Raw genomic sequence first — 21,124 nt, forward strand, 5'->3', positions numbered from 1 at the left:
ATGGTGGGCCCGGAGGGACTCGAACCCCCAACCAAGCGGTTATGAGCCGCCGGCTCTAACCATTGAGCTACAGGCCCGATCCGGCAGTTTGCCGGGGCCGTCGGTCAATGGCGGCCGACGGTGGAAAATCGTCTAGACGAAATCGGGCTTCCTCACAAGCGCTGCCGTATTCTCTACACAATGACAATAGAAGAACGGTGCAAGGGACACAACTATCAGGAGATATTCCAATATGGCCCACGGAATCCTCGGCCGCCGCACCGGCGCCGGCCTTGTCGCACTCTCGCTTGCTCTCGCCGCCGCCCTGCCCCTTGCCGCGAAGGCGGAAGACAGTGCCAAGCCGCGCGAAGCGACGATCGTCGTGACCGGCGAAGGTTCAGCCGAGGTCGCGCCCGATATGGCGCTGATCGATCTCGGCGTCGTGAAGGATGCCAAGACCGCCCGCGAGGCGCTCGACGCCAACAACAAGGCCATGGCGGACATGCTCGCCGCACTGAAGGAAGCAGGCATCGCGGAACGCGACCTGCAGACGTCAGGCTTCATGATCAACCCGCAGTACCAGTATCCGCAGAGCTCGAACGGCGAAAACCCGCCGCCGGTTCTGACCGGTTTCCAGGTCACCAATACCGTGACGCTGCGCGTGCGCGATCTCTCCAAGCTCGGCGAGATCATGGACAAGGCCGTAACGCTCGGCGCTAACCAGGGCGGTGGTATCCGCTTCACCAACGACAAGCCGGAAACGGCTGTCAGCGCGGCGCGCAAGAAGGCCGTCGAGAATGCCATGGCCAAGGCCAAGGAACTAACCGACGCCGCGGGCGTCGGCCTTGGCCGCGTTCTGGAAATCTCGGAAACGAGCTATCGCGCAGAGCCGATGCCGATGATGCGCGCTATGGCCAAGGACTATGCTGCCGAAGGCGGCGCCGTTCCGCTCGCGACCGGCGAAAACAGCTACTCCGTCGTCGTCAACGTGACCTTCGCCCTCGGCAAGTGATCGGCACGAAACGGGATGCATGACAGGGGCCGGGAAACCGGCCCCCTTTTTTTGCCCGGTAAACGGCCAGCGTACACGGTAAAGATACGTTCGAACCGTTGGTATAATCGATGCATAAATGTGTGAGGCGATCGACCGCGTTTCCGTCTGACGACTCCCTTGCGAGCGGCCGGTTTATCGCCGATGTGCGCCTACCGACGCCCTGCCCGGCGGCCAATATGCAAAAACCCCCTCGGCTTTCGCCGAGAGGGTGACCGTTCGCCGGCCGGGGGTGACAAGACGAACGGCTTTCGTTCAGGCAGCGGCCGGAAGACCGGCCCGCCCCTTAACGCCAGAGAACCGGGCAGTGACGGTCGTTTGCAAAAACCACGCGGCTATAGTCACCACGCCGGAAGCCTTCGACGACCACCTTGCGGCGATCCACCGCGACGACCTGGGCGCGGCGCAGGCCGAGATCACGGGCTTTCGCCACCGCGAAGCCGAGGGAGCAGCGACCGCCGCGATCCCAGTCGCGCGGGCGATCCCAGCGCTCGCGACGATCCCAGCGGCCACGACGGTCCCAGCGGTCCTCGCGATCCCAGCCACCACGGCCATAATCCTGAATTTCGAGGAAGCCGTTGCGATAGCCGACCTGCTCGATCGAGAGGTTGATGTCGGCAGCGGATGCGGCCGGAGCAACTGCCGTCAAGGCGCCGAGGCCGAGAAGGGCGGCGAGCATGGTCTTTTTCAGAAAATGGGTCATCGGAGGTCTCCTGTTCGCTCTGCCCTGGCCGTCTTGCGTCGGGCGATTGAGGAGACCTTAGTGCCGCGTGCCTGAACGCAGCCCGAAGCGGCCGTTCAGCTTGCGTTCAACTTCATGAACCGGTGAAGAAGGCCATGCGGGTGATGGCCCCATCTTCGAGCTCCAGCAGCAGGATTTTTTCCTTGGAATAGCTGCCGCTTGGGGAGCTCCCGCGGGCCGTGAGGCGGATAGCGAGATTGTTGCCGAGCGGATCGCTCATCAACAGAGCATCCTGGTAGGTTTCGTCATGGTCCGCAAAATGCCGGGCAAGGCGGTCACGCAAGGCTTCGCGCCCATTGTCGTTGCCCTCGCCGATCCCGGAAATCGCGACATCCTCATTCACCTTGGCGGCAAGCGACGCGAAATCGCGGGCGTTCAGCGCTTCGATCACGGCATGAGTGACGCTTTCGGTGTTTGCCATGAAGGCCTCCTTTCCTGGGTCGCCGCAGCAACGGTTCATCCCGCAAATCGGTTCCGTCAAGAGCCGAGATGCAGGACGATTTCGCGGCGGTGCGGCCGGTCGCGATGTTCGAAGAGATAAAGGCCCTGCCAGGTGCCGAGCACTAGCCGGCCGCCCATAATGGGAATGCCGATGGAGACCTGGGTAAGCGCCGCCTTGATATGGGCCGGCATGTCATCCGGCCCCTCCAGCGTGTGCACGATCCAGCGCATGCTCGGAGCGTCGGACGGCGGCACGAGGCGACGGAAGAACTCGTCGAGATCGCGCCGCACATCCGGGTCGGCATTTTCCTGGATGAGCAGCGAGCAGGAGGTGTGGCGCACGAAGACGGTGAGCAGGCCCGTTTCCAGGCCTGCATCGCGCACGAAGGTCTCGACCTCGCCGGTGAACTCGTAAAGCCCCTGCCCGCGGGTCGGAAGCGTCAGGATCGTCTGCGGCATCCGTGCCTCAGCCGATCGCCCAGAACACGCCGCCGACGATTACGATGAAGGCCAGAATCACGCCCATGAAGCGAGCGAGGCCCATATTCGTATCCGTCGTATCACCGACGATGGCGTAATAGAGATCGAGCATGGCAAGGCCTTTCTTCTGGTAGGCTCCGTGATAGCCCAGCTACGCCGGCCTCACAACTCGACGATCGCCTGGAAGCCGCCATAGATCATGCGCTTGCCGTCGAAGACATCCTTCCAGTCGTCGCCCTTCAGCCGCTCGTCGGCCATCACCTTGGCGACGATTTCGTCGCGTCTTTCGCGGGATTCGTAGGTAATCCAGGAGAAGATCACGATCTCCTCCTCCTTCGCCTGCACGGCGCGTGGAAACGAGGTGAGCTCGCCATAGGGCACGTCGTCGCCGATGCATTCGACATAATCGATCGCGCCATGTTCTTTCCAGACGGCGCCGGCCGTGCGCGCCATCGCCTTGTAGGCCTCTATATTGGCCTTTGGCACGGCGAGCAGAAATCCATCCACATAGGTCATAATCGTCTCCTCCTTCGGTTTGGGACCTTCAGAGGACGTGGGGCACCGAGCCGATCCGACAAGGGGGATAAGATTTTTCCGGTCGACGCATCTATTGACAACCGCGAGGTATTCCCACGAGTAATACAACTCTAAAGGTGTATATCGATGGTGCGGACATGGCTTTCCCTGTTTCAGAAGACAAAATCGACGCAGTGGAAACGGCATTGGGACGCGCCCTGCCCGCATCTCTCAGGGCGCACCTGAAAAATCAAAACGGTGGGGATATTGTCGCGGCGGATGATGATTGGATACTTCATCCTGTCCGTGATGATTCCGATCGCAAGCGCCTCGCCAGAACGGCAAACGACATCGTGCGCGAAACCAAGACGGCACGCAACGATAGCGGTTTTCCGGCAGATGGCATCGCCATAGCGTCAAACGGAACAGGGGACCGGTTGGTTCTGCTTCCTCAACCAAACTCTATTTTTCATTGGGACCACGAGACGCGAACCGTGGCCGAAGTGACCGTCGAATGGGACATGGCGTAACCCTGCCCCTCCTCGCGCCGCGATCGGACGGCGGCTCCCAAGCCCGTTACCAAGCGCCGCAATTCCTCAGCTGGCGCGAGTAATTGGAAGCCATGTTGGCGGCTCGTTTCGCACCGGCCTTTGCCGTGGCGCTCCAGTTGCCGCGCGAATAGCCGCCATGACCGTGGTAATAGGCGATGTAGAGCCGGTAGGTATCGTTGAGCGCGATGCCGTTCTTGCGGTTGCTCTCGGCATGGTACCAGGCGATGAAGCGGATCGCATCCTTGAAATCGGTGCGCTTGGCCATCCAGCGGCCGGTTACACGCTTGTAGCTTGCCCAGGTGCCATCGAGCGCCTGCGAGAAACCGAGCGCCGTCGACTGGCGCTTCCACGGAATGAAGCCAAAGAGCTTGGTGCGCGGCGGGCGGGCATTATGGCGGAAGCCGGATTCGGTATAGATCGTCGCCATCAGCACGGCGACGGGAACGCCATATTCGCGCTCGGCACTGTAGGCGGCACGCCGCCAGTTGTCGAAAAAGCCGTCGCGCTGCTCGAAGATAGCACAGGCATTCTGCGTCTGTCTTGGAACCGACGCACAGCCAGCGAGCAGCAGGAGGACGACGATCAATACGCAACGCATCGCTAATCCTCGAAAATTTCCGGATATTTATAATTGGTAAATCTTAAGGATTGGTTTTGATTCAACTGCGGTTCATCGCCTTCCATTCACAGACGTGATCCGCCCATCAAATATGCAAATGCATTATTTTGTTGCGTTTTTTGCCCTCGCGGCCTAATCAATCTGCAGCACGCCGGGCCTTCGCGCATGATTGTTCCGGACCGTGATTTGCCCCCTCCCCACCGGATTTCGCCATGCGCCATCCGGGCGCGGGTTGGTTTGCGACCGGGCCTTCCAAGGTCCCAAGTTCAGGAGAACGCCCCATGAAGAAGCCTCTTTTCGCCGCTGCCGCCCTTGCCGCGTCCGTCGCCTTCGCGCCGCTGGCGCATGCCGATATCGTCATCGGCCTCATCGCGCCGCTGACCGGCCCGGTTGCCGCCTATGGCGACCAGGTCAAGAACGGCGCGGAAGCAGCCGTCGCCGAAATCAACAAGAACGGCGGCATCCTCGGCGAGCAGGTCGTGCTGAAGCTGACCGACGATGCCGGTGAACCCAAGCAGGGTGTATCGGCCGCCAACCAGATCGTCGGCGAAGGCATCCGCTTCGTCGTCGGCCCGGTCACCTCCGGCGTCGCCATCCCGGCCTCCGACGTTCTGGCCGAAAACGGTATCCTGATGGTCACCCCGACCGCCACGGCACCGGACCTGACAGCCCGCGGCCTGACCAACGTTCTGCGCACCTGCGGCCGCGACGACCAGCAGGCCGAAGTCGCCGCTGCCTATGTTCTGGAAAAACTGAAGGACAAGAAGGTCGCCATCGTCCACGACAAGGGCGCCTACGGCAAGGGTCTGGCGGATGCCTTCAAGGCCGCGATCAACAAGGGCGGCATCACCGAAGCGCTCTACGATTCCATCACCCCCGGCGAGAAGGATTTCAGCGCGCTGCTCACCCGCCTCAAGGCTGACGGCGTCGAAGTCATCTATTTCGGCGGTTACCACCCGGAGGGCGGCCTGCTCGCCCGCCAGCTGAAGGATCTCTCCATCAACGCCACGATCATCGGCGGTGAAGGCCTGTCGAACAGCGAATACTGGGCGATCGGCAACGAAGCCGCGGCCGGCACGCTGTTCACCAACGCGTCGGACGCGCTGAAGAACCCCGATTCCTCGGCCGCCGTTGCCGTCCTCAAGGAAAAGGGCATTCCGCCGGAAGCCTTCACGCTCAACGCCTACGCCGCCGTCGAAGTTCTGAAGGCCGGTATCGAAAAGGCCGGTAGCGCTGAAGACGCCGCCGCCGTCACGACGGCGCTCAAGTCCGGCGAACCGATCGCAACCGCCATCGGCAAGCTCACCTATGGCGAAAACGGCGACCTCACCTCGCAGAGCTTCTCGCTCTTCAAGTGGGAAGACGGCAAGATCGTCGCTGCCGAATAAGGCTTTTGCGCTTTGGAAATGCGAACGCCGGGGTTTTTACCCCGGCGTTTTGTTTGTGGGCGCTTCACCGTCCCGCGCGAAACTTCTCCTTCAGCCGCGCGATATCCGCAGCGCTCCAGTCCGTCACACCGGTCACGGCAATCCACGGCTCGACATAGTGCTCGCCGGCATAGACATGGCCGAGCCCCATGGGCGTGGTCGTCGCCATGGCGAGATCGAGCGTCAGCTGCAGGAAGGTGACGACCGGATACCATTGGAAATCCGGCGAGACATCCGGCCCGCGCGGTGCGGCCATCCAGGCAGGCTGGCGGTAGAGGGCGTAGGGATCGTAGAACACGATCGGGTCGCTGGCATATTGCAGATAGACGACGCGCATCGGCCCCCAGTGGTCGCCCGCTTCCGGCAATGCATTGCGCTGGCTGGTGAAACGTACATAGGAGCCGTCGCGAAAGCGCGGCAGCCAGGCCGGCGTACCGGCATTGCGGTCCGCCGTCATCTTGCGCCAGATACGGCTCGGGAATGGCGGGCCAGCCCAGAGGGCGCCTTGATAGGGATCGCCGATCACCTCGAACAGTTCCGCCGATTGCTCTGAGGACAAGGCGCCGAGGCTGAGGCCGTAAAGGTAGAGTTTGGGCCGGCTTTCTTTCGGCAGGCTCGTCCAGTGGCCGTAGACGGCGTGGAAGAGTGCGCGCGCAGCCTCCGCACCATAATCCGGCTCAGCGAGCAGCGAGAGCCAGCTGGCAAGATAGGAATACTGGATGGCGACGCTGGCGATATCGCCATGATGCAGATATTCGACCGTATCGATGCCCTCGGGATCGACCCAGCCGGTCCCCGTCGGCATGATGACGACGAGCGTCGAGCGCTCGAAACCGCCGACGCGGATCAGTTCGTCCAATGCGATCTTCGCCCGTTCTTCCGGCGTGTCACCGGCATTCAGGCCGGCATAGACCCGCAGCGGCTCCATCGCCGGCTTGCCGGTGAAGTCGGCGATATCCTTGGCGCTCGGTCCGCTGGCCACATAGGAGCGCCCCATGCGACCGAGTTCGTCCCAGCGCACCAGTGAGACCGCACTGCCGGACTTTTTGGGATCAGTGGGTTCGGCGGTGTCCGGCTCGATCACTTGATCGAGACGGCGGAAGGAAGAATCGGCCGTGTGCAGCACGAAGCGTACCAGGAGGCCATCCGCCAGCGTCCAGAACAGTGTCGCCGCCAGCGCCGTCCCGATGACATAGGAAAGCCGGCGGGGCGCCGCCCGGCGCGAGGTACTGGCAAAGAGCTTGACCAGCAGCGTGAAGACGCGGCCGAGACCGATGAAAACCGTGAAGACAGCAAGCGCGATCAGGCCGACATAGAAGGGATGCGCGGTCTCGATCGGCGGCAGGTGCATCAGCGTGCGGATGGAGTTCTGCCACTCGGCCGTGCGCCACAGGAAGACCAGCACCACGACGCCGCAGACACCGCCCGCCGCGGCCTTCAACCCGAGCCGCACCCGGTCCTTCGGCTCCGGCAGTTCCAACCAGAACCACAGGAGCGACAGCAGCACACCGAGACCATAACCGCAGGCCATGGCGACACCGGAAAGCAGGCCCTGGGTGATATAGGTGCGCGGCAGAAGGCTCGGCGTCAGCGATGCCGCAAAGAACAGCGTGCCGAGCACAAGGCCGGTCGCCGAGAAGGACAGGAGAAAAGACCACAACCGATCCCGCATCCGCATCCTCCTTCGCAATCTTGGGCAAACTTTGCACGGTAGCCGCCACGAGGCAACCGCCGGGCCGGCGCTTTTTGCCATTATCCGCCATGCGCAACGCGCGGGTTGCCAAAGCGCGCCGGCTGGTCTATATCGGCCCCGTCGATGAGCCATCGGCCGTAAGCGTTTGACGTCAAGCAACGCATCCAGACCTGAAATCGTCCGTAAGGGCGTTTCTGCAAAGGTTCGAGATGCCGACGCCGAAGACGATTTCCACTTCAAAAGGAAAACTGCCATGCAGCTTACGCGCCTGCCGGCCCGCTATGCCGGCTTCATCATGCCCTTCATCCTCTCCATCATCATGACCATGGTCGTGTCGGCCGTCGCGACCTGGCGCAATCTCGGCATGGGTGCCGATTTCCCCACCCATTGGCTGCCGGCCTGGGCCATGTCCTGGATGATCGCCTTCCCCACCCTGCTTCTCGCCCTGCCGCTCACGCGCCGTCTCGTGCGGCTGCTTGTTCGCCCGGCCTGATCCAGAAACGCAAAAAGGCCCGGTCGCAAAACGACCGGGCCTTTGCAAGGGTTCAAGACCGGCTCAGCTGTCGAGGAACGAACGCAGCTTACGCGAACGGCTCGGGTGCTTCAGCTTGCGCAGCGCCTTTGCTTCGATCTGACGGATACGTTCGCGCGTCACCGAGAACTGCTGGCCGACTTCTTCGAGCGTGTGGTCGGTGTTCATGCCGATGCCGAAGCGCATGCGCAGCACGCGCTCTTCGCGCGGCGTGAGCGAGGCCAGAACGCGGGTCGTCGTCTCGCGCAGGTTGGCCTGAATGGCGGCGTCGATCGGCAGAAGCGCGTTCTTGTCCTCGATGAAGTCGCCGAGATGCGAATCTTCTTCGTCGCCGACGGGCGTTTCCAGCGAGATCGGTTCCTTGGCGATCTTCAGGACCTTGCGGACCTTCTCGAGCGGCATGGCGAGCTTTTCCGCCAGTTCTTCCGGGGTCGGCTCGCGGCCGATCTCGTGCAGCATCTGGCGCGATGTGCGGACGATCTTGTTGATCGTCTCGATCATGTGCACCGGAATGCGGATCGTGCGGGCCTGGTCGGCGATCGAACGGGTGATCGCCTGACGGATCCACCACGTCGCGTAGGTGGAGAACTTGTAGCCGCGGCGATACTCGAACTTGTCGACCGCCTTCATGAGGCCGATATTGCCTTCCTGGATGAGATCGAGGAACTGCAGGCCGCGGTTGGTGTACTTCTTGGCGATCGAGATCACGAGACGGAGGTTGGCTTCCACCATCTCCTTCTTGGCGATGCGGGCTTCGCGCTCGCCCTTCTGCACCATCGAGACGATGCGGCGGAATTCGGCAATCGAAATGCCGGTTTCCGTGGCAAGGTTCTGGATCTCCTGGCGGATGTCGCGGATCGTCGTGTTTTCGCTCTTGGCGAATTCCTTCCAGCCGCGGGCGGCCAGATTGGCGATCGACTTCATCCAGTTCGGATCGAGTTCCGCACCGGAATACTGCTCCAGGAACGAGTCGCGCTTGACGCCGTAGCTTTCGGCGAGCCGCAGCAGGCGCCCTTCGTTCTGCATCAGACGCTTGGAGATGTCGTAGAGCTGCTCGACGAGGCTGTCGACGCGGTTCTGGTTGAGCGACAGCGACTTGACGGCCGTGATCAGCTCGTCCTTGAGCTCCTTGTAGCGGCGCTCCTGGGCGGGCGACAGCGTGCCGGTGGCCTGCAGGCGGGCTTCCACCTGCTGGTCTTGCAGCTTGCGCAGCTTCTTGTAGGTTTCGGCGATCGTGTCGAGCGTTTCCATGACCTGCGGACGCAGTTCCGCTTCCATGGCAGCGAGCGAGAGGTTCGACTCGTCGTCGTCCTCTTCCTCTTCCTCCGGCGGCAGGCCTTCGCCGCCGACATTGGTGATGTCGTCGTCGTTGGCGGCACGCGGCCGGCGGTTCTTTTCCTTCTCTTCAGCCGCCTTGCGGTCGGCCTCGATCTTTTCCGGAGACTGGAACTGCGGGGCAGCCTTCGCCTCGGGACCGGAATAGGTCGTCTCGAGGTCGATGATCTCGCGCAGCAGGGTCTGGCCTTCGTTGAGTTCATCCCGCCAGATGATGATGGCCTGGAACGTCAGCGGGCTCTCACAGAGGCCGGCGATCATCGTCTCGCGGCCGGCTTCGATGCGCTTGGCGATCGCGATTTCGCCCTCGCGCGACAGAAGCTCCACCGAGCCCATCTCACGCAGATACATGCGCACCGGGTCATCCGTGCGATCGGTCGGCTCTTTCTTCTTTGCGGTCGCAAGCGCGGTACCGCTGGAAGGGGCGAGCTCGCCGCCTTCGCTCTCGTTGTCGTCGTCGCCGCCGTCGTCTTCGCCCGGGGCCGCCTCTTCGGCGTCCTCGTCCTCGATGACATTGATGCCCATGTCGGAGAGCATGGCCATCGTGTCCTCGATCTGCTCCGAGGTCACTTCCTCGGACGGCAGAACCGAATTCAGCTCGTCCATGGTCACATAGCCGCGCTTCTTGGCGGCCTTGATCATCTTCTTGACGGCATCATCGGAAAGATCGAGAAGAGGGCCGTCGGATGCGCCTTCGCGTTCGTTTTCGACTTCCTCGTTCTCTTTGACCTTTGTCGCCATTTATTTCGTCGCTTTCTTGAGCATCCAGTTTTCAAGCGGTCAGGGTTTCCGCAGCCGAGCGCCCTTCGGCATGCGCAATCGCCTCTCGGCGCTCCTGACCTAACGGATTGACAATTAAATCCTGATTAACCACAGCCCGGCCCGCCGGCGTGTGGACGTGTCGCCAAGGCGACACAATTGACATGACTTCCCGATCCGCCGTACCCATTCCTTCTCAGCCAACAATGGTGATTCCCAGAATTTTCGGTTCCGTCAAGCTTTTCCGGCAAAAAAGCCGTAAAAGGCTCCGATTCGCGTTCGCGAACATGAAAGTCGACGGATCCGGGCGATTGAGCCTTCATGTAGGCGTAAATCGTAAAAAGGCAAGACCCAACCCTGCCTCACGCCCTACACCCGTTCGCGCGCCGATTCGCACGCCAGGGTTTAAACCAGCCTTTCAGAACGAACGCCCGTCCACCTTGTTGATCGTCAATGTCTCAAGATCGATCGCCGGAATGCAGCGCAGATTGACCGCCGCCATCTTGTTTCCCTTGGGATCGGACCCTTCGCCATAGGGCGCAATCCCGCACTTGGCACAGAAATGATGCTGGATGACGTGGCGGTTGAACGTGTAGGTCGAGAGGTTCTCCTTTGGCGTCGTCAGCCGCAGATTCTCCGCCGGCACGAAGGCGAGCAGCCCGCCGCGCCGCCGGCACAGGGAACAGTTGCAGTCGAGCCCGCTGTCGAACTCGCCCTCCACCTCAAAGGCGATATTTCCGCAATGGCAGCTTCCTTCGTACTTCATGATGTCAGTCCTCCTAATGCCAGTCCATGACGACCTTGCCGGAATTGCCCGAACGCATGGCCTCGAAGCCGTCCCGGAATTCGTCGATCCCGATGCGATGCGTGATGATCGGTGACAGGTCGAGCCCGCCCTGCACGAAGGCGATCATCTTGTACCAGGTCTCGAACATTTCCCGGCCATAGATCCCCTTCAGCGTCAGCATCTTGAAGATCACCTTGTTCCAGTCGATGCCGAAGCCATCGGGCGCAATACCGAGAATGGCGATCTTGCCGCCATTGTTCATCGTGTCGATCATCGAGCGAAAGGCCGGCGGCGCGCCGGACATTTCCAGGCCCACATCGAACCCCTCGGTCATGCCGATCTCGTTCATGACATCCTTCAGGTCCTGGCTGGAGGCGTCGACGACATAGTCGATGCCGACCTTGCGCGCCAGATCGAGACGGACGGGATTGATATCGGTGATGACGACTTTGCGCGCGCCGGAGCGTTTGGCGACCATCGCGCCCATGATGCCGATCGGCCCCGCGCCGGTCACAAGCACGTCCTCGCCGACGAGATCGAAGGAGAGCGCGGTGTGCACGGCATTGCCGAACGGGTCGAAGATCGCCGCCACCTCGTCCGGCACGTCATCGGGAATCGGCACGACGTTGTATTCGGGAATGCAGACGAACTCGCCGAAGGAGCCCGGCCGGTTGACGCCGACCCCCTTGGTGTAATGGCAGAGATGCCCGCGCCCGGCGCGGCAATTGCGGCACTTGCCGCAGACGATATGCCCCTCGCCCGAGACCCGTTCGCCGACCTTGTACTTGGTGACCGACGAGCCGACCTCGGCGATCTCGCCGACGAATTCATGGCCGACGACCATCGGCACCGGAATGGTCTTCTGCGCCCACTGGTCCCAGTTCCAGATATGCACGTCCGTGCCGCAGATCGCGGATTTCCTGACCCGGATCAGCACGTCGTTCGGGCCGACCTCCGGCACCGGCACCGTCTCCATCCAAAGGCCAACCTCGGGTTTTGCTTTAACCAGCGCACGCATCATGTTCGACATGACAAAACCTCCGCAAGGGATTCAGAAGACTCAGGCAATCACGCCCAGTTCACGTCCGACTTCAGCAAAGACCTGAATTGCTTTGCGAACATCCGCCTCGCTGTGCGCCGCCGACATCTGGGTGCGGATCCGCGCCTGGCCGCGCGGCACGACGGGGAAGGAAAAGCCGATGACATAGACGCCCCTGGCCAGCATGCGGCTCGCCATTTCCTGCGCGAGCGCGGCATCGCCCAACATGACGGGGATGATCGGATGGCCCTCCCCCGCCAGTGTGAAGCCAAGCTTCGTCATCTCGCTGCGGAACAGATCGGCATTGGCATAGAGGCGCCGGCGCAACGCATCGCCGTTGTCGATGAGATCGAAAACCTTAAGCGAGGCGGCCGCGATGACTGGAGCGAGCGTGTTGGAGAACAGATAGGGCCGTGAGCGCTGGCGCAGCCATTCGACCACCTCGCGCCTGCCGGACGTATAGCCGCCCGAGGCGCCGCCGAGCGCCTTGCCGAGCGTGCCGGTGATGATGTCGACACGGCCCTCGACGCCGCAATGTTCGGCCGAGCCGCGCCCATGCTTGCCGACGAAGCCGACGGCATGGCTGTCGTCCACCATGACCATCGCGCCGTATTTTTCCGCAAGATCGCAGACGCCGCCGAGATTGGCGATGATGCCGTCCATAGAAAAGACGCCGTCGGTCGCGATCATCTTGAAGCGCGACCCCTCGGCCTTCTTCAACTCCTCCTCCAGCGCCGCCATGTCGTTGTTGGCATAGCGGAAGCGCTTCGCCTTGGAGAGCCTGACGCCGTCGATGATCGAGGCATGGTTGAGCGCATCGGAGATGATGGCATCCTCCTCGCCCAGCAGCGTCTCGAAGAGGCCGCCATTGGCATCGAAGCAGGACGAGTAGAGGATCGTATCCTCCAGTCCGAGGAAGGATGAGATGCGCGCCTCAAGCTGCTTGTGTTCTTCCTGCGTGCCGCAGATGAAGCGCACGGAGGCCATGCCGTAGCCGTAACGCTCCAGCGCCGCCTTGCCGGCTTCGGTCAACTCCGCACTGTCGGCGAGGCCGAGATAGTTGTTGGCGCAGAAATTCAGCACGCGCTCGCCCGAGGCGACGGCGATCTCGCCGGCCTGCTTGGAGGTGATGACGCGCTCGGACTTGTAGAGGCCTGATGATTTCAGGCCGTCGATTTCGGATTGCAGATGGGCGATGAAGGCCGTGGTCATGGCGATACTCCGGAAAGGCGGAAGGGCGGGAGGCTCAAGCCGCGTGCGCGGCGCTGCCGGACATGTGCTGGCAGCCGGTGCAATGAAGGATCATGGTGACGGGCGGCGGCGCGTCGATGCGGACGTTCACCCGCCCGCAGCGGCACGCGCCATCGAGCGGCAGTTTCGGTCGATGCATGGGCTCGGCTCCCCTTCCGATTGACGCCGGCCTGTTTTTTTAGATCGTAATGCCGGCGAATGGCTCCACGATCATAGTTCTAGCGCGCCAGAAGCCGGCGTAAAGGGTCGCCACCTGCCTTTCCAAACTTTCAGCTCCGCTCGCAGGCGATCAGCAGAAACATCGGGCGGTTGAGCTCGATCTGCCATTCCGGATGCTCGGCAAGCTGCGCTTCGCTCGGCCGCCATTCCTCGACATGACGGATCGCAAAACCGGCCGCGATCAGCGCATTCAGCGTCGTGCCGAGCGTGCGATGATACTTGACGACGCCCTTGGCGAGCCAGTCCGTCGTGCGCGGCCCCTCGACCAGATAGCCGTCCACCGGCCAGACCGTGCGCCCGCCGATCTCGGCCCAGTCGGGCTGCGACGGCGCCATGTAGAGCGGGTGCTCGATGGTGAAGACGAAGGACGCGCCGGGCACGATGGCGGCATGAATGGTGCGAACCAGCCGGTCGAAATCCGCGATATAGTGGAAAGCGAGCGAGGAATAGGCGAAATCGAAACCACCCGCCGGCAGCTTTAGATGGTCGAGATCGGCAATCTCGTACCGTACGGCCGGCGATTGCGTTTCGGCTTTGGCCCGCGCGATCATGTTTTCCGAGAGATCGAGGCCAAGCACGCTGGCCGCGCCTTCATCCGCCGCATATCGCGCGAACCACCCGAAGCCGCAGCCAAGATCGACGACGCGCCTGCCTTTCAAATCCGGCAGCAGGGCCCGCACCGATTCCCATTCCGCCGCACCGGCAAGGCCCTGCACGGACCGGGGAAGGCTGCTGTAACCCTCGAAGAAGGCGGGCTGGTCGTAGATATTCTGGGCCATCGCATACGTCCTTTCTTTCACGCCTCGACATATCCCCGTTTCGCCCATAGGCAAAGCCGCGCTTTCTGGCAGGCCACTCCGCGGGGTTGACAGAAACGCCCCGCCGCTATCGGGTGGTACCGCGAAAGGATGCACGCGATGACGATATTCGACAGGTTTTCCCAGAAGGGCCGCGTGGCGCTGGTGACCGGCGGCGGACGCGGCCTTGGTTTCGAGATCGCCAAAGGTCTCGCGGAGGCCGGCGCTCATGTCGTCGTGACGGGCCGCACGCGCGCGACGCTCGAGCAGGCCGTGGCAAAAATCACGGCAGCCGGCGGCAGCGCCTCGTTTGCCGCCTTCGACATCGCCGACCGCGCCGCCCAGCGCGCGACGCTTGCCGAAATAGAGGACAACAACGGACGGCTCGATGTGCTGGTCAACAATGTCGGCGCGCGTGACCGCCGTTCGCTGGCCGATATGGACGATGCGGCGATAGACGAGTTGGTCCGCACCGATCTCTCCGCTGGCGTCAGCCTGTCGCGCGATGCCGCGGCGCTGATGAAGCGCAACGGCCACGGCCGCCTCATCACCATCACCTCCATCGGCGGGCATGTCGCCATGCCGAACGACGGCGTCTATCCCGCCGCCAAACACGGCCTCACCGGCTTGATGCGCAGCATGGCCGTCGAATACGCCCCGCACGGCATCACCAGCAACGCCATCGCGCCCGGCTGGTTCGCAACGGAGACCAATGCCGTTATGGCCGCCAACGACGACCTCATGCCCTTCGTGCGCCAGCGCATCCCCGTTCAGCGCTGGGCCCGCCCCGACGAGATCGCGGGTGCTGCCCTGTTTCTCGCCAGCGACGCCGCCTCCTTCGTCAATGGGCATGTGCTCGTGGTGGATGGCGGCATGACCGTCAGGATGTAACTGCCGAAAGCTTGCTCGACGCCGAAGCGAACCCACTTCGGCTGGCAACGCCTACCCCGCGGCTGCGGCCTCCAGCGGCGCGATATCCAGCTTGACCATCTTCAGCATCGCCTCGGTGACGCGCTTGACCTTGTCCTGATCGGGGTCGCTCATCAACTCGCCGAGCCGCGTCGGAGCTATCTGCCAGGACAGGCCCCAGCGATCCCGCAGCCAGCCGCATTGCTCCACCGAACCGCCCTCCTTCAACGCCTCCCAGAGCCGGTCGAGATCGCCCTGCGTCTCGCATTCCACCATGATGGAAAAGCTGTGGTTGAACGGATCGAGCGGCCCGGCCTCGATGGCCATATAGCGCTGGTCGCCGAGCGTGAAACTCGCGATCCTGACACTGCCGGGCGGTCCGCTCGGCGTTTCCGCCGGAAGGCTGGAGACCCAATGCACCGAGGAGCCGGGAACGAGCGAGGTATAGAAACCGATCGCCGCTTCCATATCCTTCGCGAACCAGAGATGCTGCGTGACTTTCATCAGGACGTCCTCCATGTGAGCATGCTCAAGGACGCACGGGGCCGGAACGTTCCGACATGCCCCGCGAAAAATCCGCCTATCCCGCAAATTCCTCGATCACGGCGAGGAAGGCTTCGCCGAAGCGGTCGCGTTTTGACACGCCGATACCAGGAATATCCAGCAGCTCCTCCAGGTCGCTCGGACGCTCCCTGGCGAGCGCAATCAGCGTCGTGTCCGGGAAGACGACATAGGGCGGCACGTCGAGGTCCTTGGCGATGGCAAGCCGCTCGGCGCGCAGCAGCTCGAACAGCTCGCGGTCGGAGCCCGACAGGTTGGAGCGCTCGCGCGCCGCAGGAGAATTGCCGGCCTTCGGCTTGCGCCCGCTCTGCGGCCGGTCCTTGCGGAACAGCACCTCCCGCTCGCGGCGGAAGACGGCGCGCGCCTCCTCCTCCAGTTTCAGCGCGCCGAAGGCCGAATGGTCGACGCTAACAAGGCCCATGGCCAGCAATTGCCGGAAGATCGATTGCCAGATACGCGGTGCGATATCCTTGCCGGCACCGAAAACGGGCATTTCCGTGTGGCCGAAGCGCTGTGTCTTCTCGTTTTCGACCCCCGTCAGCACGTCGATGACATGGCCAGCGCCGAACCGCTCGCCGGTGCGATAGACAGCGGCCAGCGCCTTGATCGCCGCCTCGGTGCCGTCCCAGGTCTCGACCGGATTGCGGCAGGTATCGCAATTGCCGCACCCGCCGGCATGTGCCTCGCCGAAATGCGCCAGGATCGCCTTGCGGCGGCAGCCCGCCGTCTCGCAGATCGCGAGCAGCGCCGCGAGCTTGCCGCGCTCGATGCGCTTGACATCCTCGGCCGCATTGCCCTCGTCGATCATCCGCCGCCGCTGCACGACATCGGCCATGCCGTAGGCCATCCAGACCTCCGACGGCAAGCCGTCACGCCCCGCGCGGCCGGTCTCCTGGTAATAGGCCTCGACCGAACCCGGCAGGTCGAGATGGGCGACATAGCGCACATCCGGCTTGTCGATGCCCATACCGAAGGCAACGGTGGCGACGAGGCAGAGGTTCTCCTCCTTCAGGAAGGCATCCTGATTGGCATCGCGCACCGCCCGGTCGAAACCTGCATGGTAGGGCAGCGCCCGCACCCCTTGCGTGTTCAGCCACTCGGCGGTGTCCTCCACCTTGGCGCGCGACAGGCAATAGACGATGCCGCTCTCGCCCTCGTGCTTCGACAGGAAGCGCAGAAGCTGCTGGCGCGGCTGGTCGCGCTCGGCGATGTCGTAGGAAATGTTCGGCCGGTCGAAGCTCGTCGTGAAGACCTGCGCATCTCCAAGTCCAAGCCGCTCGATGATGTCGTCGCGCGTGTGCGGATCGGCCGTCGCCGTCAGCGCGATGCGCGGCACGCCGGGATAGCGCTCGCCGAGCATGCCGAGCGCCCGGTATTCCGGCCGGAAGTCATGCCCCCATTGCGAGACGCAATGGGCCTCGTCGATGGCGAAGAGCGCGACCTTGGCATCCGCTACGAGTTCGGCAAAACCGTCCGTGACGATGCGCTCCGGCGTCACATAGAGAAGGTCAAGCTCGCCAGCGCGGATGGCGTCGCGAACGGCGAAGAACTCCTCACGCGACAGCGACGAATTGAGCCCGGCCGCCCGCACGCCAAGCTGCTTTTGCGCCTCCACCTGATCGCGCATCAACGCGATCAGCGGTGAGATGACAATGCCGACGCCCTGCCGGCAGAGCGCGGGAATTTGGAAGCACAGCGACTTTCCGGCGCCCGTCGGGAACAGCACGACGGCATCGCCGCCACCAGTGATGTGCTCCACCACCGCCTGCTGCTTTCCGCGGAAGGCGTCATAGCCATAGACGCGCTTCAACACGTCGAGTGGCGTGGCAGCAACCGTATCGAACAGAGCGGCAAGGGAAATGGAGGATCGGGACTGGGTCATGGTCAGCACGTTTTCCTCCATTCTGGCCAGCCCGTCCACATCGGCAAGCCTTTGCCCCCGACTTTTCGCGTCGCGCAGAATGTTCTTTATTTGTTCTGATTTCAAGATAAAGTTGCAGCCGTGGAGGAAAAAATATGACGGATGTCTACGCAACACTCGGCGCTTCGGACGCTGCCGCAACAGCCATTTTCTACGATGCGGTGCTCGCAACGATCGGATGGGCTGTGCGCGACAATTTTCCCGGATGGCGTAGCTATTCCAAAAACGGCGGGCCTGACGGGTTCACTCTGTGGCTCTGCACGCCCTTCGATGGCGCTGCCCCAAGCGTCGGAAATGGCACGATGATAGGCTTCCCGGCCGCCACGCAGAGCATCGTCGATGCATTCCATGCAGCCGCACTAGCTCACGGCGGTGCGGACGAAGGCCCGCCCGGCCCGCGCGCCCACTATGGGCCGGATTGGTATTCCGCCTATGTTCGCGATCCCTCTGGCAACAAGCTGGCCATCGTCTTCAATGGGTGACCATAGCGGCTGGATCGCGAAACATTGCGTTGTGCGTACAGTCGGAGGACCGGGCGTCGTCCACTTGGCGACGTCAGGAAGGTGGCGGGCAAGAAGCGAATACGCCGAACCAACCGGCAGGCCTTGCCGGCACGAGAGCATTTGTCTCTACCGCATTGTCCGATGCCGGACACAGTTCACTTCGTCTGGAATGCTCTAGCGTGCAGCAGGGCCTTTTACACGGCCGGACATGACGCCAAAACCCTCGATGATCGCTTCCTGGCTTTCCAGGCGGACGGTCTCGTTCTGCACCTCCTGCAGGGCACGAAGGATCTGCGGCACGCGTTCGTTGTCGCCCTCTTCCGTCGCGAGCGCCAACTCGCGCTCGAGCTCGCGGCGCTGCCACAGCAGGGCGCGCGTGCGTTTGTGAAGGGCGAGCGCCTGCTGGTAGCCTTCGTTCGCATCCTCGGAAGCGGCCTCGGCAGTTGCCGTCCAGAGGCGGGAATTGCGCACCTGCTGCTCGAGGCCTTTAAGCAGCGTGTCGAAACCGGCAGCCTCCAGTTCTTCAATCAACCGGGCGCGGTCGAGCCGCGCACCGACGGCACCCGCAATGCCGATCAGCGACGACCAGAGGCGCTGCAAGTCGCGGTTCTCGTATTCGATGATGGCGATCTCGTCATAGTGGCTGAAGAGAAGATCAGGATGATTGACCACCGTGAGTGCGAGCACGCTTTCGCGAAGGGCGGGCAGTTCCTGCGCGCCGCGCACCAGCGCCGAACGGGCAAGCCGGTCGGAAATGGCCGACGGCATCGCATGTCCCTGCGCGGCACCCCGGCCCCCGCCACCGCGTGGCTGGCGGTTGCCGGAAAAGCCGCCGCCACCGTTGCCGCCAAAATTGCCGCCTTGGCGCTGGACGGGACGGAAGAAGGTGTTCAGCCGGTCGCGCATGTCCTGCTGGTAATGGCGGCGCACGTCCTCGTCGGCAATGACCGCCGTCACCTGGCGCAGCCGTGCCTCCAGGGCCGCGCGGCTTTCCGGCGTCTCGAAATTCGCGCCCTGCACCTCGCGGCTCCAGATCATCTCAGCCAGCGGACGGGCGCTCGCGATCACTTTGTCGAACGGCGCCCGGCCCTCATGACGCACGAGATCGTCCGGATCCTTGCCGTCGGGCAGCAGTGCGAAGCGCACGGTACGCTCCGGCTTGATGAACGGCAGCGCAAGATCTGCGGCACGGTTGGCCGCGCGGATGCCGGCGCCATCGCCGTCGAAGCAGAGCACCGGTTCCGGTGTCATCTTCCAGAGCAGGTCCAGCTGGTTTTCGGTGAGCGCCGTGCCAAGCGGCGCCACGGCATTTTCGATGCCGGCCTGATAGAGCGCAATCACGTCCATATAGCCTTCGACGGCGATAATGGTACCGGCGGTTTTTTCGTCTTGCGCGGCGTTGCCGGCGCGGTTCGCACCTTGCATACTCTTGCGGGCGCGGGCGTGGTTATAGAGCACGTTGCCCTTGTGGAAGAGCTCCGTCTCATTCGAATTCAGATACTTTGCCGGCGCATCAGGCGACATGGCGCGGCCGCCAAACGCTATGACCTTTTCGCGGATCGATAGGATCGGAAACATGATGCGGTCGCGGAAACGGTCATAGGACACCGGGATTTCCGGTCCGTGCACGACAAGGCCGCAGGCTTCGATAGCCTCCTTCGGCACGCCCTTGCCGGCCAGATGCTCCTTCAGCGCGTTGCGGCTGTCGGTCGCGAAACCGAGGCGGAAGGTCTCGATGGTCCGGCCCGTCAGGCCGCGGTCGCGCAGATAGGCGCGCGCCTTGGCGCCCGCGGGGGTCTGGAGTTGGTCTTCGAAAAAGCGGGTCGCCATTTCCATGACCTCGACGAGACCCATGCGCTCCTTCTCGCGCTGCTCGGCCTGCACGTCCGGCTGCGGCATGGCAACGCCTGCCATATCTGCGATCTGCTGCACGGCTTCGGGAAAGGACAGGCCCTCGAGATCGGTGAGAAAGCGGAAATGGTCGCCGGAAACGCCGCAACCAAAACAATGGTAGCGGCCCTTGCGGTTCTCGCAGTGGAAGCTCGGCGACTTCTCACCGTGGAATGGGCAGCAGGCCCAGTAATCGCCGCGCGAGACATTGGTTTTCTTGCGGTCGAAGGTCACGCGCCGGCCGATCACGTCCGAAATGGGCACGCGGTCACGGATTTCGTCTAGGAAGGCGTTGGAAAAGCGCATGGATACCTCGGTTGAGGTTCATATAACCATCCCCGGAGCCCGCCGCCAGCGATAGTCGCCCACCCACAGCAATTCACAGGCCCACGGTCAAATCCCAGGCGTCAGAATCCCATGTCAGACGCATAGAAGCAACGGCGTGTCTTATGTTGGAAAGGGGCTGAGGGGGTGCTCGCCGCCCTGCGAGCGACGGGCTGTCAATTGCGGCTGGCGCCCGTGAAAAGGCTTGGCGAAACAAAAAAGGCGGCCTGAAGCCGCCCTTTCTGATCGATATGCTCTGCCCGTTATTTCAACAGGTCCTTGACCACGCCGGAGGCCTTGGCGAAATCCATTTGGCCGGGAAAACGCTCTTTAAGCACGGCCATGACCTTTCCCATATCGCGCAGGCCCTGCGCGCCGATCTCGGTGATGACGCCGGAAATCAGCTCCCGCACCTTCTCGTCGGAAAGCTGCTCAGGGAGGAAGCCCTTGATCACGGCGATTTCCTGCTGCTCCTGGGCGGCAAGCTCCGGGCGGCCGTTATCGGCGAAGATTTTCGAGGATTCCTCGCGCTGCTTTATCATCTTGGCGAGGATCTGCAGCACTTCGTCGTCCTCGACCGGGCCCTTGCCCACGCCGCGGTTGGCGATGTCGCGGTCCTTCAGCGTCGCCTGGATCAGGCGCAGCGTGGAAACACGGCAGGCGTCCTTTGCCTTGAGGGCTTCCTTCAGGTCGTTTGCGAAGATTTCGCGCATTCTTTTCTCCATGAAAGGCGGTCGGCGCCGGATGCGCGACCAAGCCTTGTCGTCGTTTCCTTGTGCATGCTCATAGACCGGCAAA

At 62.8% G+C, this 21,124-nt stretch carries 23 protein-coding genes and 1 tRNA gene; 6 read left to right on the forward strand and 18 right to left on the reverse strand.

Going from position 1 to position 21,124, the window contains the following annotated elements; genetic code table 11:
* Position 1: 1 nt before the first annotated feature.
* A tRNA-Ile gene (locus D0Y60_RS03145) sits at positions 2-77 on the reverse strand.
* A gap of 155 nt (positions 78-232) precedes the next feature.
* Between D0Y60_RS03145 and D0Y60_RS03150 the strand changes: the two genes are divergently transcribed.
* Positions 233-991, forward strand: a complete 759-nt coding sequence (locus tag D0Y60_RS03150; RefSeq protein WP_117366666.1) for an SIMPL domain-containing protein — start codon at positions 233-235, stop codon at positions 989-991.
* Positions 992-1,316: 325 nt separating this feature from the next.
* Here the strand turns inward: D0Y60_RS03150 and D0Y60_RS03155 are convergent, their stop codons facing one another.
* The 5 genes from D0Y60_RS03155 to D0Y60_RS03170 form a co-directional block, all read right to left on the reverse strand.
* Positions 1,317-1,733 carry a hypothetical protein gene (locus tag D0Y60_RS03155; RefSeq protein WP_117366667.1) on the reverse strand — a complete coding sequence of 139 codons (417 nt, stop codon included), beginning with the start codon at positions 1,731-1,733 and terminating at the stop codon, positions 1,317-1,319.
* Between the two features lie 112 nt (positions 1,734-1,845).
* Positions 1,846-2,193 carry a hypothetical protein gene (locus tag D0Y60_RS03160; RefSeq protein WP_117366668.1) on the reverse strand — a complete coding sequence of 116 codons (348 nt, stop codon included), beginning with the start codon at positions 2,191-2,193 and terminating at the stop codon, positions 1,846-1,848.
* Between the two features lie 56 nt (positions 2,194-2,249).
* On the reverse strand, positions 2,250-2,672 hold the full coding sequence (locus tag D0Y60_RS03165; RefSeq protein WP_117366669.1) for a secondary thiamine-phosphate synthase enzyme YjbQ: 423 nt from the start codon (positions 2,670-2,672) through the stop codon (positions 2,250-2,252).
* A 7-nt stretch (positions 2,673-2,679) separates the two neighbouring features.
* Positions 2,680-2,805, reverse strand: coding sequence for a hypothetical protein (locus D0Y60_RS25205; protein WP_281048123.1), 126 nt, complete (start codon positions 2,803-2,805; stop codon positions 2,680-2,682).
* Positions 2,806-2,855: 50 nt separating this feature from the next.
* Positions 2,856-3,209, reverse strand: coding sequence for a DUF1428 family protein (locus D0Y60_RS03170; RefSeq protein WP_117366670.1), 354 nt, complete (start codon positions 3,207-3,209; stop codon positions 2,856-2,858).
* A 158-nt stretch (positions 3,210-3,367) separates the two neighbouring features.
* On the opposite strand from D0Y60_RS03170, the gene D0Y60_RS03175 reads away from it, so the two are divergent.
* Positions 3,368-3,739: an SMI1/KNR4 family protein gene (locus D0Y60_RS03175; RefSeq protein ID WP_117366671.1), complete on the forward strand. Its 372-nt coding sequence runs from the start codon at positions 3,368-3,370 to the stop codon at positions 3,737-3,739.
* 46 nt (positions 3,740-3,785) lie between these two features.
* Here the strand turns inward: D0Y60_RS03175 and D0Y60_RS03180 are convergent, their stop codons facing one another.
* Positions 3,786-4,358: a transglycosylase SLT domain-containing protein gene (locus tag D0Y60_RS03180; protein ID WP_117366672.1), complete on the reverse strand. Its 573-nt coding sequence runs from the start codon at positions 4,356-4,358 to the stop codon at positions 3,786-3,788.
* Between the two features lie 302 nt (positions 4,359-4,660).
* On the opposite strand from D0Y60_RS03180, the gene D0Y60_RS03185 reads away from it, so the two are divergent.
* The gene (locus D0Y60_RS03185) at positions 4,661-5,767 is read left to right on the forward strand and encodes a branched-chain amino acid ABC transporter substrate-binding protein (protein ID WP_117366673.1); all 1,107 of its coding nucleotides are present in this window, start codon (positions 4,661-4,663) and stop codon (positions 5,765-5,767) included.
* Between the two features lie 64 nt (positions 5,768-5,831).
* Here D0Y60_RS03185 and D0Y60_RS03190 read toward each other — a convergent pair whose 3' ends face one another.
* Positions 5,832-7,478 (reverse strand): alpha/beta-hydrolase family protein, encoded by a 1,647-nt coding sequence (locus D0Y60_RS03190; RefSeq protein ID WP_245409073.1) that lies wholly within the window; start codon positions 7,476-7,478, stop codon positions 5,832-5,834.
* A 274-nt stretch (positions 7,479-7,752) separates the two neighbouring features.
* On the opposite strand from D0Y60_RS03190, the gene D0Y60_RS03195 reads away from it, so the two are divergent.
* Positions 7,753-7,992, forward strand: a complete 240-nt coding sequence (locus D0Y60_RS03195; protein WP_117366675.1) for a DUF2798 domain-containing protein — start codon at positions 7,753-7,755, stop codon at positions 7,990-7,992.
* 63 nt (positions 7,993-8,055) lie between these two features.
* On the opposite strand, the gene rpoD is transcribed toward D0Y60_RS03195, so the two are convergent.
* The 6 genes from rpoD to D0Y60_RS03220 form a co-directional block, all read right to left on the reverse strand.
* Positions 8,056-10,107 carry an RNA polymerase sigma factor RpoD gene (gene rpoD, locus D0Y60_RS03200; RefSeq protein WP_117366676.1) on the reverse strand — a complete coding sequence of 684 codons (2,052 nt, stop codon included), beginning with the start codon at positions 10,105-10,107 and terminating at the stop codon, positions 8,056-8,058.
* A gap of 436 nt (positions 10,108-10,543) precedes the next feature.
* Positions 10,544-10,891, reverse strand: a complete 348-nt coding sequence (locus tag D0Y60_RS03205) for a GFA family protein (protein WP_117366677.1) — start codon at positions 10,889-10,891, stop codon at positions 10,544-10,546.
* Positions 10,892-10,904: 13 nt separating this feature from the next.
* Positions 10,905-11,942, reverse strand: a complete 1,038-nt coding sequence (gene tdh / locus D0Y60_RS03210) for an L-threonine 3-dehydrogenase (RefSeq protein ID WP_117366678.1) — start codon at positions 11,940-11,942, stop codon at positions 10,905-10,907.
* 30 nt (positions 11,943-11,972) lie between these two features.
* On the reverse strand, positions 11,973-13,163 hold the full coding sequence (locus tag D0Y60_RS03215; protein ID WP_117366679.1) for a glycine C-acetyltransferase: 1,191 nt from the start codon (positions 13,161-13,163) through the stop codon (positions 11,973-11,975).
* A gap of 34 nt (positions 13,164-13,197) precedes the next feature.
* Positions 13,198-13,341, reverse strand: a complete 144-nt coding sequence (locus D0Y60_RS24680) for a hypothetical protein (protein WP_158565392.1) — start codon at positions 13,339-13,341, stop codon at positions 13,198-13,200.
* Positions 13,342-13,471: 130 nt separating this feature from the next.
* A complete protein-coding gene (locus D0Y60_RS03220; protein ID WP_117366680.1) occupies positions 13,472-14,200 on the reverse strand; it encodes a class I SAM-dependent methyltransferase in 729 nt (242 codons plus the stop codon).
* 138 nt (positions 14,201-14,338) lie between these two features.
* Between D0Y60_RS03220 and D0Y60_RS03225 the strand changes: the two genes are divergently transcribed.
* The gene (locus tag D0Y60_RS03225) at positions 14,339-15,109 is read left to right on the forward strand and encodes an SDR family oxidoreductase (RefSeq protein WP_117366681.1); all 771 of its coding nucleotides are present in this window, start codon (positions 14,339-14,341) and stop codon (positions 15,107-15,109) included.
* 51 nt (positions 15,110-15,160) lie between these two features.
* Here the strand turns inward: D0Y60_RS03225 and D0Y60_RS03230 are convergent, their stop codons facing one another.
* Both D0Y60_RS03230 and recQ read right to left on the reverse strand, forming a co-directional pair.
* Positions 15,161-15,634, reverse strand: coding sequence for a VOC family protein (locus D0Y60_RS03230; RefSeq protein WP_199564100.1), 474 nt, complete (start codon positions 15,632-15,634; stop codon positions 15,161-15,163).
* A gap of 73 nt (positions 15,635-15,707) precedes the next feature.
* Positions 15,708-17,570 (reverse strand): DNA helicase RecQ, encoded by a 1,863-nt coding sequence (recQ, locus tag D0Y60_RS03235; protein WP_199564096.1) that lies wholly within the window; start codon positions 17,568-17,570, stop codon positions 15,708-15,710.
* Positions 17,571-17,704: 134 nt separating this feature from the next.
* On the opposite strand from recQ, the gene D0Y60_RS03240 reads away from it, so the two are divergent.
* Complete coding sequence (locus D0Y60_RS03240; RefSeq protein WP_117366683.1) at positions 17,705-18,091, forward strand: VOC family protein; 387 nt, start codon at positions 17,705-17,707, stop codon at positions 18,089-18,091.
* Between the two features lie 195 nt (positions 18,092-18,286).
* On the opposite strand, the gene dnaG is transcribed toward D0Y60_RS03240, so the two are convergent.
* On the reverse strand, positions 18,287-20,308 hold the full coding sequence (gene dnaG, locus D0Y60_RS03245; RefSeq protein ID WP_117366684.1) for a DNA primase: 2,022 nt from the start codon (positions 20,306-20,308) through the stop codon (positions 18,287-18,289).
* A gap of 281 nt (positions 20,309-20,589) precedes the next feature.
* Positions 20,590-21,039 (reverse strand): GatB/YqeY domain-containing protein, encoded by a 450-nt coding sequence (locus tag D0Y60_RS03250; protein ID WP_117366685.1) that lies wholly within the window; start codon positions 21,037-21,039, stop codon positions 20,590-20,592.
* Positions 21,040-21,124: the final 85 nt, after the last annotated feature.

The sequence above is a fragment of the Shinella sp. WSJ-2 genome (genome assembly GCF_003432075.1).
Taxonomy (GTDB): Bacteria; Pseudomonadota; Alphaproteobacteria; order Rhizobiales; family Rhizobiaceae; genus Shinella.